The sequence below is a fragment of the Arthrobacter sp. Soil763 genome (assembly GCF_001428365.1).
In the GTDB taxonomy this organism is placed as follows: domain Bacteria; phylum Actinomycetota; class Actinomycetes; order Actinomycetales; family Micrococcaceae; genus Arthrobacter.
On sequence record NZ_LMSH01000002.1, the window covers coordinates 69,460 to 86,683 of the forward strand.

General features: G+C 70.1%; 13 protein-coding genes. 7 read left to right on the forward strand and 6 right to left on the reverse strand.

The window, feature by feature from the left end:
* Positions 1–101: 101 nt before the first annotated feature.
* The 6 genes from ASG71_RS03880 to ASG71_RS03905 all read left to right on the forward strand — a co-directional run bounded on the left by ASG71_RS03880 (position 102) and on the right by ASG71_RS03905 (position 5,647).
* Entirely contained in the window at positions 102–554 is a 453-nt protein-coding gene (locus ASG71_RS03880; protein WP_056737367.1) for a hypothetical protein, read from the forward strand.
* Between the two features lie 331 nt (positions 555–885).
* The gene (gene dnaK / locus ASG71_RS03885; protein ID WP_056737369.1) at positions 886–2,745 is read left to right on the forward strand and encodes a molecular chaperone DnaK; all 1,860 of its coding nucleotides are present in this window, start codon (positions 886–888) and stop codon (positions 2,743–2,745) included.
* Between the two features lie 2 nt (positions 2,746–2,747).
* Positions 2,748–3,419: a nucleotide exchange factor GrpE gene (locus tag ASG71_RS03890; protein WP_056737371.1), complete on the forward strand. Its 672-nt coding sequence runs from the start codon at positions 2,748–2,750 to the stop codon at positions 3,417–3,419.
* A gap of 173 nt (positions 3,420–3,592) precedes the next feature.
* A complete protein-coding gene (locus ASG71_RS03895; RefSeq protein ID WP_056737374.1) occupies positions 3,593–4,573 on the forward strand; it encodes a DnaJ C-terminal domain-containing protein in 981 nt (326 codons plus the stop codon).
* Between the two features lie 10 nt (positions 4,574–4,583).
* Positions 4,584–5,006 carry a heat shock protein transcriptional repressor HspR gene (locus ASG71_RS03900; protein WP_056737376.1) on the forward strand — a complete coding sequence of 141 codons (423 nt, stop codon included), beginning with the start codon at positions 4,584–4,586 and terminating at the stop codon, positions 5,004–5,006.
* Between the two features lie 239 nt (positions 5,007–5,245).
* On the forward strand, positions 5,246–5,647 hold the full coding sequence (locus tag ASG71_RS03905) for a hypothetical protein (protein WP_200947936.1): 402 nt from the start codon (positions 5,246–5,248) through the stop codon (positions 5,645–5,647).
* 52 nt (positions 5,648–5,699) lie between these two features.
* Here ASG71_RS03905 and ASG71_RS03910 read toward each other — a convergent pair whose 3' ends face one another.
* From ASG71_RS03910 to trmB, 4 genes are all read right to left on the reverse strand, one after another.
* Complete coding sequence (locus ASG71_RS03910) at positions 5,700–7,328, reverse strand: FG-GAP-like repeat-containing protein (protein WP_082574854.1); 1,629 nt, start codon at positions 7,326–7,328, stop codon at positions 5,700–5,702.
* 117 nt (positions 7,329–7,445) lie between these two features.
* On the reverse strand, positions 7,446–10,883 hold the full coding sequence (locus tag ASG71_RS03915) for a DEAD/DEAH box helicase (protein ID WP_056737380.1): 3,438 nt from the start codon (positions 10,881–10,883) through the stop codon (positions 7,446–7,448).
* 85 nt (positions 10,884–10,968) lie between these two features.
* Complete coding sequence (locus ASG71_RS03920) at positions 10,969–11,847, reverse strand: DUF1206 domain-containing protein (RefSeq protein WP_056737382.1); 879 nt, start codon at positions 11,845–11,847, stop codon at positions 10,969–10,971.
* A gap of 122 nt (positions 11,848–11,969) precedes the next feature.
* The gene (trmB, locus tag ASG71_RS03925; RefSeq protein WP_056737384.1) at positions 11,970–12,893 is read right to left on the reverse strand and encodes a tRNA (guanosine(46)-N7)-methyltransferase TrmB; all 924 of its coding nucleotides are present in this window, start codon (positions 12,891–12,893) and stop codon (positions 11,970–11,972) included.
* A 206-nt stretch (positions 12,894–13,099) separates the two neighbouring features.
* On the opposite strand from trmB, the gene ASG71_RS03930 reads away from it, so the two are divergent.
* Positions 13,100–14,413 carry an MFS transporter gene (locus ASG71_RS03930; RefSeq protein WP_414826646.1) on the forward strand — a complete coding sequence of 438 codons (1,314 nt, stop codon included), beginning with the start codon at positions 13,100–13,102 and terminating at the stop codon, positions 14,411–14,413.
* Between the two features lie 147 nt (positions 14,414–14,560).
* On the opposite strand, the gene ASG71_RS03935 is transcribed toward ASG71_RS03930, so the two are convergent.
* Entirely contained in the window at positions 14,561–15,850 is a 1,290-nt protein-coding gene (locus tag ASG71_RS03935; RefSeq protein ID WP_056737387.1) for an MFS transporter, read from the reverse strand.
* Positions 15,851–15,872: 22 nt separating this feature from the next.
* Entirely contained in the window at positions 15,873–17,114 is a 1,242-nt protein-coding gene (locus tag ASG71_RS03940) for a M20 metallopeptidase family protein (protein WP_056737389.1), read from the reverse strand.
* Between the last annotated feature and the right edge of the window lie 110 nt (positions 17,115–17,224).

Here is a 17,224-nt window from a genome sequence, read left to right on the forward strand (position 1 = left end):
AAGCGGGGTGGGCCGGACGCGCCCCTGTTGCCGCCCGGCGGCGGTCGATAGACTGCCCCTGCGCCCGCGCGGGCGCCCACGCCTGCAGGAAGGATCCAAACATGTCTGAACACAGTGAGTTTGATCGAACGGCAGCAGAGAAGCGGCATGGCTCCGACCAGGTTCCCGCCGGCGCCGAGGAGGCGGGGGTTGAGGCCGACGCCGGACAGTACGTCGAAGGCGACTATGGCGACGCCGGCGTGGCCGGCGAAAACCCCGCGGGTGCCCCCGAGGGTGAATACGCCGAAGGGGACTACGGCGCGGCCGGAGTGGCTACGGGGTCGACGGTAGGCATCGAAGAGGGGGATTACCCCGAGGGTGACTACGGCGCCGCGGGAGCCACAGCGCCCGATGCCCTCGCCGGCGAGGAAGGCGAATACCCCGAGGGCGACTACGGTGCCGCGGGCGCGGCCGGTGACCGGCGGGCGCACCGCCCTGCCCGGACCGCCGCGGACGAGGATGAAGCAGGGCGCGACGGCACCGTCCGGGACGACGCGGGCCGCGAAGTCCGCTAGCCCCGCCGAAGGACACGCCGGACCCGTTCTCGGACAGCGAAATCACCCCAGGGGTGCCTGCGGGGGCCGCACAGCCGCGCCGTTGCGCGGATCTCCGGCGCCCGCAGGCAGGTTGGCACCCGCCTGTGGTCACCGGCAAAGCAAAGTTGAGTCGATTCGACTCAACCTCGGATTGACATCCCGATCGCGCTGAGTAAAGTTGAGTGCAGAGCGCTCAATCAGTGGGCGCGCCTCGTCTCGACGGGCTCGGGCTCCGGGAATCATCCCGGTCAGCCGGCAACCGGCCGAGTGCCGGGGCCAGTCAGTTTCCAAGGAAAGAAGGAAGCACCACATGTCACGTGCAGTAGGTATCGACCTCGGAACCACCAACTCCGTCGTCTCCGTTCTCGAAGGTGGCGAGCCCACCGTTATTGCCAACGCCGAGGGTGGCCGCACCACGCCGTCGGTTGTTGCTTTCTCCAAGTCCGGCGAGGTCTTGGTCGGCGAGATCGCCAAGCGCCAGGCCGTCAACAACATCGACCGCACCATCGCGTCGGTCAAGCGCCACATGGGCACCGACTGGAACGTCGCGATCGACGACAAGAAGTACACGGCACAGGAAATCTCCGCGCGCATCCTGATGAAGCTCAAGAACGACGCCGAGTCCTACCTCGGGGAGAAGGTCACGGACGCCGTCATCACGGTTCCCGCCTACTTCAACGACGCCGAACGCCAGGCCACCAAGGAAGCCGGCGAGATCGCCGGCCTGAAGGTCCTGCGCATCGTCAACGAGCCCACCGCCGCGGCCCTGGCCTACGGCCTCGACAAGGGAAAGGAAGACGAGCTCATCCTCGTCTTCGACCTCGGCGGCGGAACCTTCGACGTCTCCCTGCTGGAAGTCGGCAAGGATGAAGACGACTTCTCCACCATCCAGGTCCGTGCGACCGCCGGTGACAACCGCCTCGGCGGCGACGACTGGGATCAGCGCGTCGTGGATTACCTGCTGAACCAGCTCAAGGTCAAGGGCATCGACCTGTCCAAGGACAAGATCGCCCTGCAGCGCCTGCGGGAAGCCGCGGAGCAGGCTAAGAAGGAACTCTCCTCCTCCTCCAGCACCAACGTCTCGCTCCAGTACCTCTCCGTCACCCCCGACGGCCCGGTCCACTTGGACGAACAGCTGACCCGCGCCAAGTTCCAGGACCTGACCAAGGACCTGCTCGAGCGCACCAAGAAGCCGTTCCACGACGTCATCAAGGAAGCCGGCATCAAGCTCTCCGACATCGACCACATCGTGCTGGTCGGCGGGTCTACCCGTATGCCGGCCGTCTCCGAGCTGGTCAAGGAACTCGCCGGCGGCAAGGAGCCCAACAAGGGCGTCAACCCGGATGAGGTCGTCGCCGTCGGCGCCGCCCTGCAGGCCGGTGTCCTCAAGGGCGAGCGCAAGGACGTGCTGCTGATCGACGTCACCCCGCTGTCCCTGGGCATCGAGACCAAGGGCGGTGTCATGACGCACCTGATCGAGCGCAACACGGCCATCCCCACCAAGCGCAGCGAGACCTTCACCACGGCGGATGACAACCAGCCGTCTGTGGCGATCCAGGTCTTCCAGGGCGAGCGCGAGTTCACCCGCGACAACAAGCCGCTGGGCACCTTCGAACTGACCGGCATCGCTCCCGCCCCGCGCGGCGTGCCGCAGGTCGAGGTCACCTTCGACATCGACGCGAACGGCATTGTGCACGTCTCCGCGAAGGACAAGGGCACCGGCAAGGAACAGTCGATGACCATTACGGGCGGCTCCAGCCTCTCGAAGGAAGACATCGACCGCATGGTCCGCGACGCGGAGGAGCACGCAGCAGAGGACAAGGCCCGCCGCGAGGCAACCGACACCCGCAACACTGCCGAGCAGCTCGCCTACTCCGTGGACAAGCTGATCGCCGACAACGCCGACAAGCTGCCGGAAGAGGTCAAGACCGAGGTCCAGGCCGACGTCGACGAGCTCAAGAAGGCACTCGAAGGTACCGATGACGCCGCCGTGAAGAGCGCGTTTGAGAAGCTGCAGGCTTCGCAGACCAAGCTCGGCGAGGCCATCTACGCCCAGCCCGGTTCCCCCGACGGCGCCGCCGGTGCCCAGGGTGCCCCGGCCGGCGAGCAGGGCGCAGCCGACGAGGACATCGTCGACGCCGAGATCGTTGACGAAGACGAGAAGAAGTAGCCATGCCGCATCACGGTAACGAAGAAGAGCACGGCGCTTCCGGGGACCGTCGCGACGCCGAGCAGCGGGACGAGAACCAGAAGCCGGTCATCCACGACAACCGCAAGGTTGACCCGAAAACCGGCCAGGCCCGTCATCCCGACCAGGAGCGGACCGCGGCCGGGGAGCCGGACTCCGGGGACGCCCTGTCCCAGGCCGAGGACATCCTCAACAGCGTCGACGTTCCGGCAGCGGAATCCGTGGCGCAGGGTGCAAACGCCGGGGAGGCGGAGGAACTGAAGAACGACCTCCGCCGCCTGCAGGCCGAGTACGTCAACTACCGCAAGCGCGTCGAACGTGACCGTGCCGTGGCAGGGGAGATGGCCGTCATTGGCGTCCTGAATGCCCTGCTTCCGGTACTGGACGACGTCGACGCCGCCCGGCAGCACGGCGACCTCGCCGACGGACCGTTCGCCGCGATCGCCGCGAAGCTGGAGAACGCGCTGAAGACGTATGGCCTGGTGCGCATCGATGAGACCGGAGTGGAGTTCGATCCCACGATCCACGAGGCCCTCATCCAGCAGCCCGGCGCCGACGTCGAAACCGACACGGTCAGCCAGGTCCTCCGCTCGGGCTACAAGTCCGGCGAACGGGTCCTGCGCGCGGCCCAGGTGATTGTGTCCGTTCCGGCGTAGTCACCTTCGCGCCTTCGCGGATGAGGGGGCCCCGCCCCTACGCGTGGAGGCAGAGTCCTGGCGGACTCTGCCTCCACGCTCCGGCAGGCCCGAAGCCACTCCCGGGCCCCTCATCCGCTTCGGCGCTCCGCGGTAATCTCGCCTTACGCTTTGTTTTTTGAAAGGAAACGCCATTGGCTAGCCAGGACTGGGTCGACAAGGACTTTTACAAGATCCTTGGTGTCGCCAAGGACGCTTCCGACGCCGACATTAAGAAGGCTTACCGGAAGCTTGCGCGGCAGCACCATCCGGACACCAACGCCGGTGACACCGCGTCGGAGAAGAAGTTCAAGGACATCTCCGAGGCCTACTCCGTTCTCTCCGATCCCGACGAGCGCCAGCAGTACGACGCCATCCGGGCGATGGGCGGCGGGGCCAGGTTCGCCCCCGGCGGGGCCGGCGGTGCCGGCGGCGGCGCGGGCTTCGAGGACCTCTTCGGCGGCCTGTTCACCGGCGGCGGCGGCCGCCACTCCGGCGGCTACAGCACCGCCGGCGGTATCCCGCCTGAATTTGCCGACCTGTTCGGCGGCGGCGGCTTCGGCGGGGGCCAGTCCTTCCAGCGCGGCCCGCAGAAGGGCGCCGACCGCACCGCGTCGACCAGCATCTCCTTCGCCGGCTCCATCCGCGGCACCACCATCGGCCTGCGCGAACCCGACGGCGAGGTCATCGACGTGCGGATCCCGGCCGGCATCAAGGATGGCCAGAAGGTCCGCGTCCGCGGCAAGGGCCAGTACGGCTCGGCCGGCAACGGCGACCTCATGGTGACCGTCTCGGTCAAGCCCCACGACTTCTACACCCGCGACGGCGACAACCTTCGGATCCACGTCCCGGTCACCTTCCCGGAGGCCGCCCTGGGCGCCGACATCGAGGTCCCGACGATCGACGGGGACAAGGTCAGGGTCAGGGTTCCCGCGGGCACCCCGACCGGACGGACGCTGCGTGTCAAGGGCCGCGGGGTCAAGCACAGCAAGGCCACCGGCGACCTGCTGGTCACCATCGACGTCGCCGTTCCCAAGAAGCTGACCAAGGAGGCCGAGGAGGCCGTCAAGGCGTTCGCCGCGGCCACCGCCGCCGAGGACGTCCGCGCGGGCCTGGCAGCCAAGGCCCGGCTCTAAGGATCCAGCCGTGGACATCGAGTTCGACCAGCCGATCTTCGTCATCTCCGTGGCCGCGGAACTGGCCGACATGCACCCGCAGACGCTGCGCCAGTACGACCGCCTCGGCATCGTCTCTCCCAGCAGGGCGCCCGGAAAATCCCGGCGGTACTCGCAGCGCGATGTGACCATGCTCCGCGAGGTCCAGCGCCTCTCCCAGGAGGGCGTCTCGCTTGAAGGCATCAAACGGATCCTGCAGCTGGAGAACCAGGTCGCTGCCCTGCAGCGCCGGGTGACCGAGTTGACCGAGGAACTGGGCCGCCGCCGTCAGCCGCTGGACTCGCGTATCTTCGCCGCGGGCGCCGCGGGCGACGTCGTGACGCTGGCCCGCGGCCAGCGCCCCCGGGCACGCTCGCAGGCCCTGGTGGTCTGGCGTCCCCGCGAGACCAAATAGCCGCGCCGGGCCCGCAGCCAAGTAGTGCCCGGCACAAACCTGAGTACTCGCCGTAAAAGTCAGGTACCGGTTCGCGCGGAGTCGGGTACCCGCAGGCAGTGACTTCCACGCGCGCCCACCGGTTGAATGGTGCTGGCAGCCAGAGGGCGGCCAGGGACAACTGTCGGGGGGCAGCGCATGTTCACACCACTGATTCGACGCGCAGGGGCGCCGGCGTCCGCAACGATCGCGGACCGGCCATGAACTCCGGATTGCAGGCGGTCGCCGTCTTCGGCCATTCCCTTCCGGGCCTCGTCTTGCTCAGCCTGGGCCAGAGCCTGGTTGTCGCCTGTGTCTGCGCGGATCTGGTCCGTGCAGTCTCCGTACCCCGCTCGCGGGGGCGGTATCTGGCGAACACGGCGTTCCGGACTCTGGCGCTGCCCTCGATCGGCATCATGGCGGTCGTCGTGCTGGTGCATGCGGCATCCGGGGCGTGGGAGCAGGTTGCCGGCGGCGTCTTCGTGCTGGTGTCCGTGATCTTCCGCTGGCACCACTGCCCTGACGAGGACAGCTGGTGGACGGGCAAAGGAACGGCGCTCCGGCGCTGGGCACGGCGCAAGCTGGCCGCCGCGGGGCCGCTTGTTGCTCCGGCGGCCGCCTGAGCCGTCCCCGGAACCTCCGGGCCCGGAGCTGAATCCGCCCGGGCAGTGCCGCCTAGAAGATGGCGTTCATGATGTTCCAACCGATCCCGGCACGGACCCGCGGCAACCACGCGCCGGTTCCCTTGCCCGGGTACAGCCAGAGGACCCCCGCCCTGTCGCGGGCCAGGACGTCGGGCGTCCGGTCCCCGTTCAGGTCCCCGGGGCTCATCACCGCGGTCATGCCATTCCAGCCGCTGCCAATCAGCACTCGGGGCAGCCAGCCGCCGGCGCCCGTGCCCCGGTAGAGCCACAACTGTCCGGTTGCCGTCTCCCGCGCCAGCACGTCGGGAGCGCCGTCGCCGTCAAAATCCCCCGGCCCGACGAGGGCGTTGAAGCCGTTCCAGCCGATGCCCACCCGCACCCGGGGCAGCCAGCCGCCGGAGCCGTTGCCGGGGTAAAGCCACAGAAAGCCGGTCGCCGCCTCCCGGGCGAGTACGTCGCCCCGCTGGTCACCGTTGAAGTCGCCCGGACCGACGATCGCACTCATGCCCTGCCAGCCGCTGCCGACCAGCACGCGGGGCAGCCAGCCGCCGGTGCCATTGCCGCGGTACAGCCACAGCCGCCCGTTGGCGGACTCCCGGGCGAGCACATCCAGTGCGCCGTCACCGTTGAAGTCTCCCGGGGTTTCGAGGGCGTTGAAGACGGCCCAGCCGGTCCCGACCTTGAGTCCCGGGGACAGTCCGCCCCGGCCGGTCCCGGCGTACAGCCGGAGGTCGCCCGTGGCCGCGACCCGGGCCAGGACGTCATTGTTCCAGTCGCCGTTGAAGTCCGCCGTGGCCCCCGAGAGCGTGGAGGCCGGCTTCGGCAACGGCGTGAAGGCGTACGGATCACAGCTCAGGTCATAGTCGCGGAAGTCGTCGTACCACTGGGAGAGGTAGACGCGTCCGCCGGAAAAACTTGCCTGCCGGCAGCGGTCGAGCGCCTCGGCCGGGTAGTCCAGCCGGCCTGCGGTGGCCCAGACCGGGACGCCCGGCAGCCGCCAGGAGCCGGTAATGGATTGCCACCCGGAGGCGTAGGAGTACAGGCCGTAGGAGAAGCCGGCGTCCCGCAGGCCCCGCATGAGGCCCTCGACGACGAGCCGGTTCTCCCGCTGCTGCGCGGCGGTGGCGGTCGGCCAGGGCTGGGCAGGCCGCGGTTCCACGTCGATCCAGACGACCGGGGGCCGGAACCCGGCGCGCTGCAGGCTGGCGACGGCGTAGCGGGCCTCGGCGTAACCGACGTTTGAGAGCTGACCGGCCCGGGTCGTTGCGGCCCAGGGGCCCTGCGCGCGGTAGGTGGTCAGCTGCGCCGCGGTGGGAAAAGCGGCCATGGTGTAGGCATGGGCCCGCTTGTTGTTGCTGTTGAACCAGGCCACTTGGCTGGCCAGGCAGGGGTTCTCGGTGAAGGGAAGCCCCCGGGTCAGCCCGACCACGACAAACTGCGTGGTGGTCGGCGGCAGCGGAAGCCCCACCCCGCCGACCGCCGTCGGACACTGCGGCCACGAAATGTCATGGCCGTAGAGGGTGGCCGCCTGCGCCGGCGGGGCTACCGCGGGCAACAGCCCGGCCACGAGGGCCAGCGCTGCCAGGAACGAGCCCAGCACCGCGGGAATCCGCCGCCGCGGGCGGACCGAACCGCCCCTGAACCCGATCCGCGCAGCCATGGCCAGCTCCTTCGCCCGCGCTCCCACCGTTACGGACTATTGGACACCCGGCACGGCTGGACGGGTAGGGCTGAACGGCACCCCGCGCCCAGTCCCCGGTGCCCGGCGCCGTCCCCGTCAGTCGTTAAAGAGTCCGGCCAGGTCCTCCGCGGTCAGCGCCCCGCCGGAAAGCGCGTCGCCTTCCATCACGTCGGCGAACAGCTGGGACTTCTTGGCCTTGAGCGCCATGACCTTTTCCTCGATCGTGTCCTTGGCCACCAGGCGGTAGACCATGACGTTGCGGGCCTGCCCAATCCGGTGCGTCCGGTCCACGGCCTGCGCCTCGGACGCGGGGTTCCACCACGGGTCCAGCAGGAAGACGTAGTCCGCCTCGGTCAGGTTCAGGCCGAAGCCGCCGGCTTTCAGGCTGATCAGGAACACCGGGGCGGTGCCGTTTTTGAACTCGTTGACGACGTCGGTGCGGTTGCGGGTGCCGCCGTCGAGGTAGCAGAACTCGATGCCGGCCTCTACCAGCCGTTCCCGGGCCTTGCCGAGGAACCCGGTGAACTGGCTGAAGATCAGCGCCCGGTGCCCCTCGGCCACAAGGTCCTCGAGCTGCTCAAACAGGACGTCGAGCTTGCTCGAGCGCACGCTGGCGAGGGAAGGGTCGATCAGGGACGGGTCCAGGCTCAGCTGCCGCAGCAGGGTCAGGGACTGGAAGATCGTGAAGCGGTTCTTGTTGACATCCTCGATCAGGCCCAGGATCTTCTGCCGCTCCCGCTGCAGGTGGGTCTGGTAGACCTTCTGGTGCCGCGGGTTGAGCACCACCTCGAGGACCTGCTCCTGCTTGGGCGGCAGGTCGTGGATGACCTGTTCCTTGGTGCGCCGCATCATCAGCGGCCGGACCCGGCGCCGAAGCTTCTCCAGCTGCGCCCGGTCGCCGTTCTTTTCCACCGGTTTCTGGTAATACTCGGCGAAGCGCTTGGGGCTGGAGAACAGCCCGGGCGCGACGATGGAGGTCAGCGCCCAGAACTCCATGAGGTTGTTCTCCAGCGGCGTGCCGGTGATCGCCAGTTTGAAGTCCGCCGGGAGCTTCCGGGCGCACTGGTACGCCTTGGACTGGTGGTTCTTCACGAACTGCGCCTCGTCCAGCACCAGCCCGGCCCAGCGCCGGCCGGCATAGGCCTCGTAGTCGATCCGGAACAGCGCGTAGGAGGTGATGACGACGTCGGCCCCGGCCAGCGCCTCGGCCGGCACCGACCCGCTCTTGGCGAAGGTTTCGCCGATGGCCCGGACGGTGAGGCCCGGTGCGAACCGAGCGGTCTCTGCCTGCCAGTTGCCCACCACGCTGGTCGGAGCCACGACCAGGAACGGTGCCGGCGCCTCCGCCGTCGCCGGGGCCGCCGCCGCCTCCGTGCCCGCCGCCGGTGCAGCCCTCGCCGTCGTGGCCGCTGCGGCCTCCTTCGCGGCGCAGATCAGCGCCAGCGCCTGCACGGTCTTGCCCAGGCCCATGTCGTCGGCCAGCACCCCGCCCAGTCCGTGCCGGTAGAGGAAGCTCAGCCAGTTGAAGCCCTCGAGCTGGTAGGGGCGGAGCTCGGCGTTCAGGGACGCCGGCAGGGGCAGGCCGTCCACGCCGCCCGCCAGCAGGCCGCCGACCGCCTCGCGCCAGGCCGCCGCCTGTTCGTCAACGATGCCCAGGTGCGCGAGTTCGTCCCAGAGCCCGGCCTGGAAACGGCTGATCTGCAGCGGCGCGTCCTTGTTGTCCTGGAGCGCGCGGGCTTCCTCAATGAGCGCGCGGAGCTGGTGCAGTTCGGGCAGGTCCAGGGAGAAGTACGCGCCGCTGGGCAGCAGCATCTTGGTCTGGCCGGATGCCAGGGCGGAGAAGACGGCCGCGAAGGACACCGGCTGGCCCTCGAGGGAGATCTGGATGCCCAGGTCGAACCAGTCGCGCTGGTCGGTGGCCTTGGTGGAGATGGACACCACCGGGGCCTCCTCGGCCTCGCGGTATTCGGCGATTTCACCGGCGGTGTCCACGGACACCTCCGGCAGCTCGCGCAGCCGGGGCAGGACCTCCTCGGTAAACGCCAGCGTGTCCAGGCCGCTGAGCTCGGCGGACGCCGCCAGCCGCGGGGTGCCCCAGCCGCCTGCCGCCGACTCGCCAAGCTTCGCCACGGCCTCCCACGGCTGGCCCACGGTCTCAAGGATGCGCGCCTCGGCGGCATCATCGCGGTAGCCGTGGTCCCCGGGGTGCCGCCACAGCGGCTGGGCCGTGACGTGGGTGCCGGACGTGTAGTGCCATTCCCAGTGCAGCCGGACCCGGTGGTCGGCGCCGTAGTTGGCCAGCAGGGACAGGGTGGGGACGGCAAGGGCCGGCAACTCGACGGAATCGTCCGAGGCGGTCACCCGGGCGGTCTGCTTGAGCTTGGGGTAGAACCCGGTCAGGAAGCGTCCCTCGTCCCGCGCCGGAATATGCAGGGTGGTGCCGGCGGTCACGAAGGCCAGCAGCTCCTCGCTGAGTCCTTCCTCCAGCGGCGCCAGCGTAATCGCCGCGTCGCCCGGTCCCACACCCGGCAGCTCGCCGCCGCCGGCCACGAAGATCCCGTGCGCCGGCCGGCCGATGGTCCCCACCGCGGCGGGGTCCACGACCGTCCCCTCGACGGTGATGGTCGGGCCGAGCGCGAGCCCGCCGCCGTCGGGCTCCTCCGCGCCCAGCCGGGCCAGATTGAGCCCGACGGCGGCCGGCTCGCCGGCCAGCGTCACGGGTTCGTCGCCGCGGCCGTGGACCAGGGCCAGGCCGATCTTCCGGGCCTCGGCCAGCAGCGTCCAGAGGTTCTTGCCGGCGTAGGTGTTCAGCCCCAGCCAGGGCGCGGCGCCGGCGTGCTGCCGGTTCGCCTGGGCGGTGTGCGAGGCGAGGAACTCCAGCATCCACTCGACGTGGGCTTCGTTGCATTCGCGCCGGTAGTTCAGGTAGCTCAGGGTGTTCCAGGAAACGTCGCCCCGGATCCACTTGCCCTTGGCGCCCATGATGACCGGCCGGGCCTTCAGCTGGCGGACGCTGCGCAGCGGGTCCCGGCGGCCGGTGTAGGAAAAGTGCGGCGCCGGTTCCTCGATTTCGAACTGCAGGGCCAGCGGTACGCCGTTGCCGGGCCGTTCGGCGGCGGGCCGGGCCAGCAGCGGGCCGAGGGCCTGTTCCCAGTCCGGCAGCTCCACTGCCGAGGGCCGCTGCGAGAGCCGGGAGGACTCCGCGGGCGCCAGCAGCTGCATGCGGGTGGCCGGGTTGTCCTCGGCGGCAAACAGCAGGGCGGCCACGTGCTTGCAGTCCTTGCGCACCGGGCAGCTGCACACGCCGACCGTGCAGCTCCAGCCGGCCCCCTTGCGGACCAGCTTCGCCGTCGTCGAATACGGCACGGGAGCCCCGCCCCGGACCTTCCCGAGCATCAGCCCGGTGGCGGCGTCAAAGGAAATTCCGGAGACCCGGCTCCCCATGGCGTAGGCAAGCCCGGCCGCGAGCGAGCGGTCGTTAATGGTGGGGGTCTGTATCGCCAGTGCCGCACTTTCGTCCGGATCCGATGGCATGCAAGCACTACTTTCGGCAGATGGTCATCTGATCCATCTTAGCCAGCCGCGCGGGCCCCGGACACGTCGGCGCCGGGACCTGCCCCTACATCCTGGCGAGCCGTGCCCGGACCGCGAGGAAGATGCCGTAGCAAATCAGGCCGGCTCCGACGGCGGCCAGCATGTAGACGCCCATCGGCTGCTCGCGCAGGGCCTTCAGGCCGCCGTCGAGCCCGGTCGATTCCGCCGGGTTGGCCTTCATGGTGGCGATCACGATCAGCAGCCCGGTCAGCAGCAGGGCGATTCCCTTGGCGGCGTAGCCGACTACGCCGGCGGTGGTCACCGCGGTGCGGGCATGCGGATTGCCGGGCAGGCGCAGGTACTTGAGGAAGGACTTCCGGAAGCCGCGGATGGCGTAAACGACGCCCGTGACGGCGATGGCGGCGCCGATGACGAGGAGCAGCAGCACCCCTCCGGGAGCCTTCATCAGGTTCACCGTGAGGTCGCTCGTGGAGCGGCGGTGGTCGGCGTGGGCCCCGAGGGCGACGGAGGCGATGGTCAGCCCGAAGCCGGCGTAGACCACGGCCTGCAGCGCTGCCTTGAGCTTCTTGCCGACCTTCTTCTTCGTCGGCAGGTGGCTGAAGTCGAAGATGGCGTCGCTGGTCTGCCAGAGGGCCAGCGCGACGCAGGCGGCGAAGGCGCTCCACAGCAGCGCCGGGCCGGCCGGCTGCTTGGCGAGTTCCTCGACGGCGCCGCTGACGTCCGCCTGCCCCTGCCCGCCCATCGCGAGCCGGATCGCGACCAGGCCGATCAGGAAGTGCAGGATCCCGGAGACGGCAAACCCGGCGCGGGCCGCGTATTCCAGCGGTTTGGAATTGGTGACGTCCTCGGCGACCTCCGCGACGTCCTTGAGCTCTTTTTTAATTTTCGGTCCCTCGCGTCGGTTGGCTTCTCCGCTGGGGTGTTGCCGCCGCCAGCCATGCATTCTTCGGTAATCGTGCCACGGGAATCCGTTGCGGGACAGCACCTTTTTGACGGGCCGGTCCGGGCGGCGGCTTCCGTGCGGTGTGCGGCGCCGGTGTGATGCGCTCGCGCCCGGGCGTGTGGTCAGCGCCGCCGGTAGCAGAGGTCGAAGATCATCCGCCCGGCCTCGTGGGCCTTGCCCTCGAAGCTGGTCAGGATCCGGCCTTCGAACCGGGGTGCCCAGCCGCCCGCCTCGTCGACGCCTTCGTTGGGGCCGGTGTGCTCCGTGCTGACCGGGGCCCGGCCCTCCTTGACCGGGGCGCCGCCCACCACAGACTCCACCCCGGACTGCCAGACCTGCGTGAGCGGGCTGTCATCGCCGCTGCGTTCGCCCTCGTGCAGGTTCTCGAAGTCGGCGGACCCGGCCAGCACCTCCCGCACATGCACCGCGTAGTTCGACCAGTCGGTCGCGATCCGCCACAGGCCGCCGGGTTTGAGGGCCCGGGCAGCGAGCTCGGCGAAGGCGGGCTGGATGAGCCGGCGCTTGTGGTGCCGGGACTTGTGCCACGGGTCCGGAAAAAAGACCCACAGCTCGGTCACCGAACCCGCCGGCAACATCGTGGCCAGCACCTCGGGGGCGTTGGCCTCCACCACGCGGACGTTGCTCAGGCCGCGGCTGTTGATCTTGATGAGGGTGTTGGCCAGGCCCGGGGTGTAGACCTCCACGGCCAGGAAATCCTTGTCCGGATTCTCCGCGGCCGCATGGCACACGGCGTCGCCCAGGCCCGAGCCGATCTCCACGATCAGCGGAGCCTTCCGGCCAAACTCCGCCTCGGCGTCGAACACGTAGTCCGGGTGCACGGAGGTGTTGGCGACGTGCCGGGGAACCTCGACCGCCCACCGGTCCGCGTGCTCTTCCCACGCGGCCTGGCGGCGGCCCTGCAGACGCGTGCCGCGGCGCACGAAGCTGACCGGACGGCCGCCGTAGGTTCCGAAGGACGCCTGGCTGCCGGGGGTAACCGGCCGGGGTTCCTGCGGCTGCTGGGGGGATTCTGGGGATTCGCTCATCCCCTCCAGAATAGTGGAATCGCGGGGCGTCCCCCGGCGCCGGCGGGAAGCCCGCGGCTGCCCTCCGGTCTGCCGCGGGTCCGCCGCGGGCCCGCCGCCGGCCCGCCGCGGGCCCGCCGCCGGACGGTGTCCGAACGGCCGCCTGGCGGCGTCCGACCGGCGGAACCCTGTCGGAGCGGCGGGTGTCTGCCTGCCAGAATGGGGCGGTGACCAGACCTACGAATGCGCCGGGGCCAGCCCGCGCCGAGGCCGGCTTCCGCCCGGCCGGGCGCGGCGTTCCCCATCCGGACCAGCTGGTGGATGCGGAAATCGACCAGGTCCCGGCGGCGGAGCCGACGCGGCTCGGCAGCCGGCGCACGCTGGCCTACCTGGGCGTCTGCCTGGTCCTGATCGGCCTGAACCTTCGCACTGTGTTTTCCAGTTTCGCTGCGGTCCTGACCGAGGTGACCGCCGCCGGGCTGCCTGGCTGGGCGGTGGTGGTCCTGACCACCGCACCGGTGACCCTGCTGGGCGTCTTCGCCCCACTCGCCCCGCAGCTGGCGCGCCGGTTCGGAGCCGAACGGGTGCTGCTGGGCGCCATGGCCGTCCTGACCGCCGGGCTGCTGCTGCGGCCCCTGGAGCTGCCCGGCGCCGGCCACCTGCCCGCGCTGTTGGCCGGGACGGCGGCGTGCGGGGCGGCAATCTCGCTCTGCAACGTCCTGCTGCCCGGGCTCGTGAAGCGCGACTTCCCGCACCGGCTCGGACTGATGGGCGGGCTCTACACCACGGCAATTTGCGCGTCCGCTGCCCTGGGCGCCGGGTTCACGTACCCGCTGTTCAGCGCCACCGGCCAGTGGACCGCGGCGCTGTGGTTCTGGGCGCTGCCCGCCGGCGTCGTGCTCCTGCTGTTCCTGCCCCTGGCGGCGGCGCAACGCCACGGGCGGCACCAGGTGGCCGGCGGCGGCGTCAACGTCTGGCGCTCGGCGGTCGCCTGGCAGGTGACCATCTTTATGGTGCTGCAGGCCATGATGTCCTTCAGCGTCTTTGCCTGGCTCGCGCCGATCCTGCGGGAGCGCGGCGTCGACGGCGGCACGGCAGGACTGATCGTGTCCGCCTCGATCGTGCTGCAGATGCTGGGGTCGCTATTCGCGCCCGCCGTGGCCGCCCGGTTCCGGGACCAGCGGGCCATCAACACCGCCGTCGCGCTGATGACCGGGGGCGGGTTCGCCCTGAGCATCTTCGGGCCGCTGGACTGGGTCTGGGTCTGGACCGGGCTGCTCGGCCTGGGCCAGGGCAGCCTGACCGCGGTGGCCCTGACCATGATCATGCTGCGCACCCGCGACGGGCACACCGCCGCGCACCTCTCCGGGATGATGCAGGGCGTGGGGTACGGGGTCGGGTCGGCCGGAACCCTGCTGGTCGGTCAGCTGCACCAGGCCACGGGCTCCTTCGCCGCGGCCGGGGTGCTGTTCCTGGTGATCGGGTCGCTGGCGGCGGTCTTCGGGTACCGCGCGGGCCGGAACCGTTTCGTCGGCGGCTGACCCGCCGCCAGCCCCGCCTACCCGCCCCTGGCGCATCCCGCCCCCGCCCGCCGGTTGCTCCATCACTTATGGCTGCCAAACCTGCCGGATAGCAGCCACAAGTGATAGAGCAACGCCGGGGGAGGGTGGAGCAGGGGGAGGGCCGGGTCAGAGGGTGAGGTCCTTGCCCTTCGTCTCCGGGATCGTGAAGACGAACGCGGCGGAGACGGCCAGCAGGACCACGGCGTAGATGTTGAACAGCTGCGGGGCCTGCAGGCTGGTACCGAACCACTGCTGCAGGTAGGGCGCCGTGCCGCCGAAGACCGCCACGCAGATTGAGTAGGGGACCCCGACGCCTACCGTGCGGATGCTCGTGGGGAACAGTTCGGCGTAGACCGCCGGGACGATCGCGGCGCTCGCGGCGATGAAGACCAGCATGACGGACATGCTCACCGCCAGCTGCCAGGCCGAATCCTTCAGCAGGGCGGTCATCGGGAAGTGCAGCAGGCCCGCGCCGAGGGCGCCGGACCACAGCACCTTCTTGCGGCCGATCCGGTCCGCGAGCTTGCCCCAAAAGGGCAGCGCCGCGATGAAGACGATGTTCCCGACGACGCCGGCCCACAGCGCCTCGCCGCGGTCGATCTTCAGTGCCGTGGTGGCGTAGCTGGGGGCGACGACGCCCCAGATGTAGTAGATGACCGTCAGGCCGACGGTCAGGCCGATCACCTGCAGGGCCTGCTTGCGGTGCCGGACAATCTGCGGCCAGATCGGCGCGCGCTTCTCCGCCGCCGCCTCCCCGGCGAAGACGTCCGTCTCGTGCAGCCGGGACCGCATGATCAGCGCATAGAGGCCCATGGCCGCGCCGATCAGGAACGGGATCCGCCAGCCCCAGGCGTTCATCAGCTCCGCGCTCAGCGTCATGTTCAGCACCGCGCCCAGCAGGGTGCCGAAGAGGATGCCCACCGTGCCGGAGGTGTAGATGAGCGTGGCCCAGAAGCCGCGGTGTTCCTTCGGCGCCATCTCCGAGAGGTAGGTCTGCGACGACGGCAGCTCGCCGCCGTGCGCCAGGCCCTGGACCAGCCGGGCGACCAGCAGCATCAGCGAGGCCCAGGCGCCGACGGCGGCGAAGGTCGGGGCGATGCCGATCATCAGGCTGCCCACCGACGCCAGCCCCACGGCCAGTGTCATGGAGGCCTTGCGGCCGATCCGGTCGCCGATCCAGCCGAACAGGAACCCGCCGAAGGGGCGGGCCACGAAGCCGACGGCGAAGATCGCCAGGGTGGACAGCACCGCCGAGGCGGGGTCGGACTTGCTGAAGAGCTGGCTGGCGATGAACGGAGTGAAGGTCGCGTAGATCGCCCAGTCGTACCATTCGACGGCGTTGCCGATGCCGGTGCCGATGAGGGTCTTGCGGGTGGAAGTCGGGGGTGCGGTGGGCAGGGCCGTGGTTGCGGTCATGGTCTTCTCCCTGAAGTTGGGGCTAGGAAAGGGGTGCCGGGGCGGCGCCGGCCAGCGCGGCGAGGCGGGACACGGCGAGCTCCGCGTAGAGCGCGGCGCCGTCGGCCAGCACGCCGTCGTCGAACGTGGCGTACGGGGAGTGGTTGAACGCCGAGGCGGCGTGGTCCGCGCCGCGGGGCACGGCGCTGAGCCCGATGAACGTGCCGGGGACTTCGGCGAGGACCCGGGAGAAGTCCTCGGAGCCGCTGAGCGGGGTGGCCCAGCGGGCCAGGCGGGTGTCGCCGAACAGGCCCTCGATCACGTTCTCGGCGGTGGTCGTCTCGTCCTCGTCCGTGATGGTGAGCGGGTACTCCTGCTGGTAGTCGACGTCGACCTCCAGCCCGTGCGCGGCCGCGATCCCTTTCAGCAGCCGCGGCACGGCATCCATCATCTTCTGCCGGGATTGCTCCGAGAAGGTCCGGATGGTCGCCTCGATGCGGGCCGTCTCCGGGATGATGTTGCGCTTGGTGCCGGCCTGCAGGACGCCGACGGAGAGCACGACCGGGTCGAACATGTTGAACTGGCGGGTGACCATGACCTGCAGGGCGGTGACCATTTCGGCGGCGGCCGTGACCGGGTCCTTGGCCGAGTGCGGGGCGGAGCCGTGCCCGCCGGCGCCGAGCACGGTGACGGTCAGCCCGTCGGAGGAGCTGAGCATCACGCCGGGCTTGGTGCAGAAGGTGCCGTGCGGTTCCAGCGCGGAGAACACGTGCATGCCGTAGGCGGCGTCCACCCGTCGGCCCGCGGCGTCGAGCACGCCTTCGCGGATCATGTGGGCGGCGCCGTCGAAGCCCTCCTCGCCGGGCTGGAACATGAGCACGACGTCGCCGGCCAGGGTGTGCCGCCGCTCGGCCAGGAGGGTGGCGGCGCCGGTGAGCATGGAGGTGTGAAGGTCGTGGCCGCAGGCGTGCATGGCGCCGTCGATCCGGGAGGTGTACTCCACGCCGGTCTTTTCCTGCACCGGCAGGCCGTCCATGTCCGCCCGCAGCAGCACCGCCGGGCGGGTGCCCTGGCCGTCGCCGGGGGCACCGCCGCCGCGCAGCACGGCGGTGACCGACGTCGTCTCCTCGCCGAGGGTGATCTCGTAGCCGAGCCCGTCGAGCGCCCGGAGGACCTTCTCCTGGGTGCGCGGCAGGCTCAGGCCGATCTCCGGTTCCTGGTGCATTGCGTGGCGGAACCTGGCGAGGTCGTCCTGCAATTCGCGGGCGTCTGCGGTGATCGGCACGTGTTCTCCTTGGCTGTCGATGGCGGGGTCCTGCGGGCCGCCGTGGTGCGGCCGTTGCCCGCCGGGGGCTTCCAGCGTCTATTCTCAAGTGATGCGGCTCACAGCGCGGT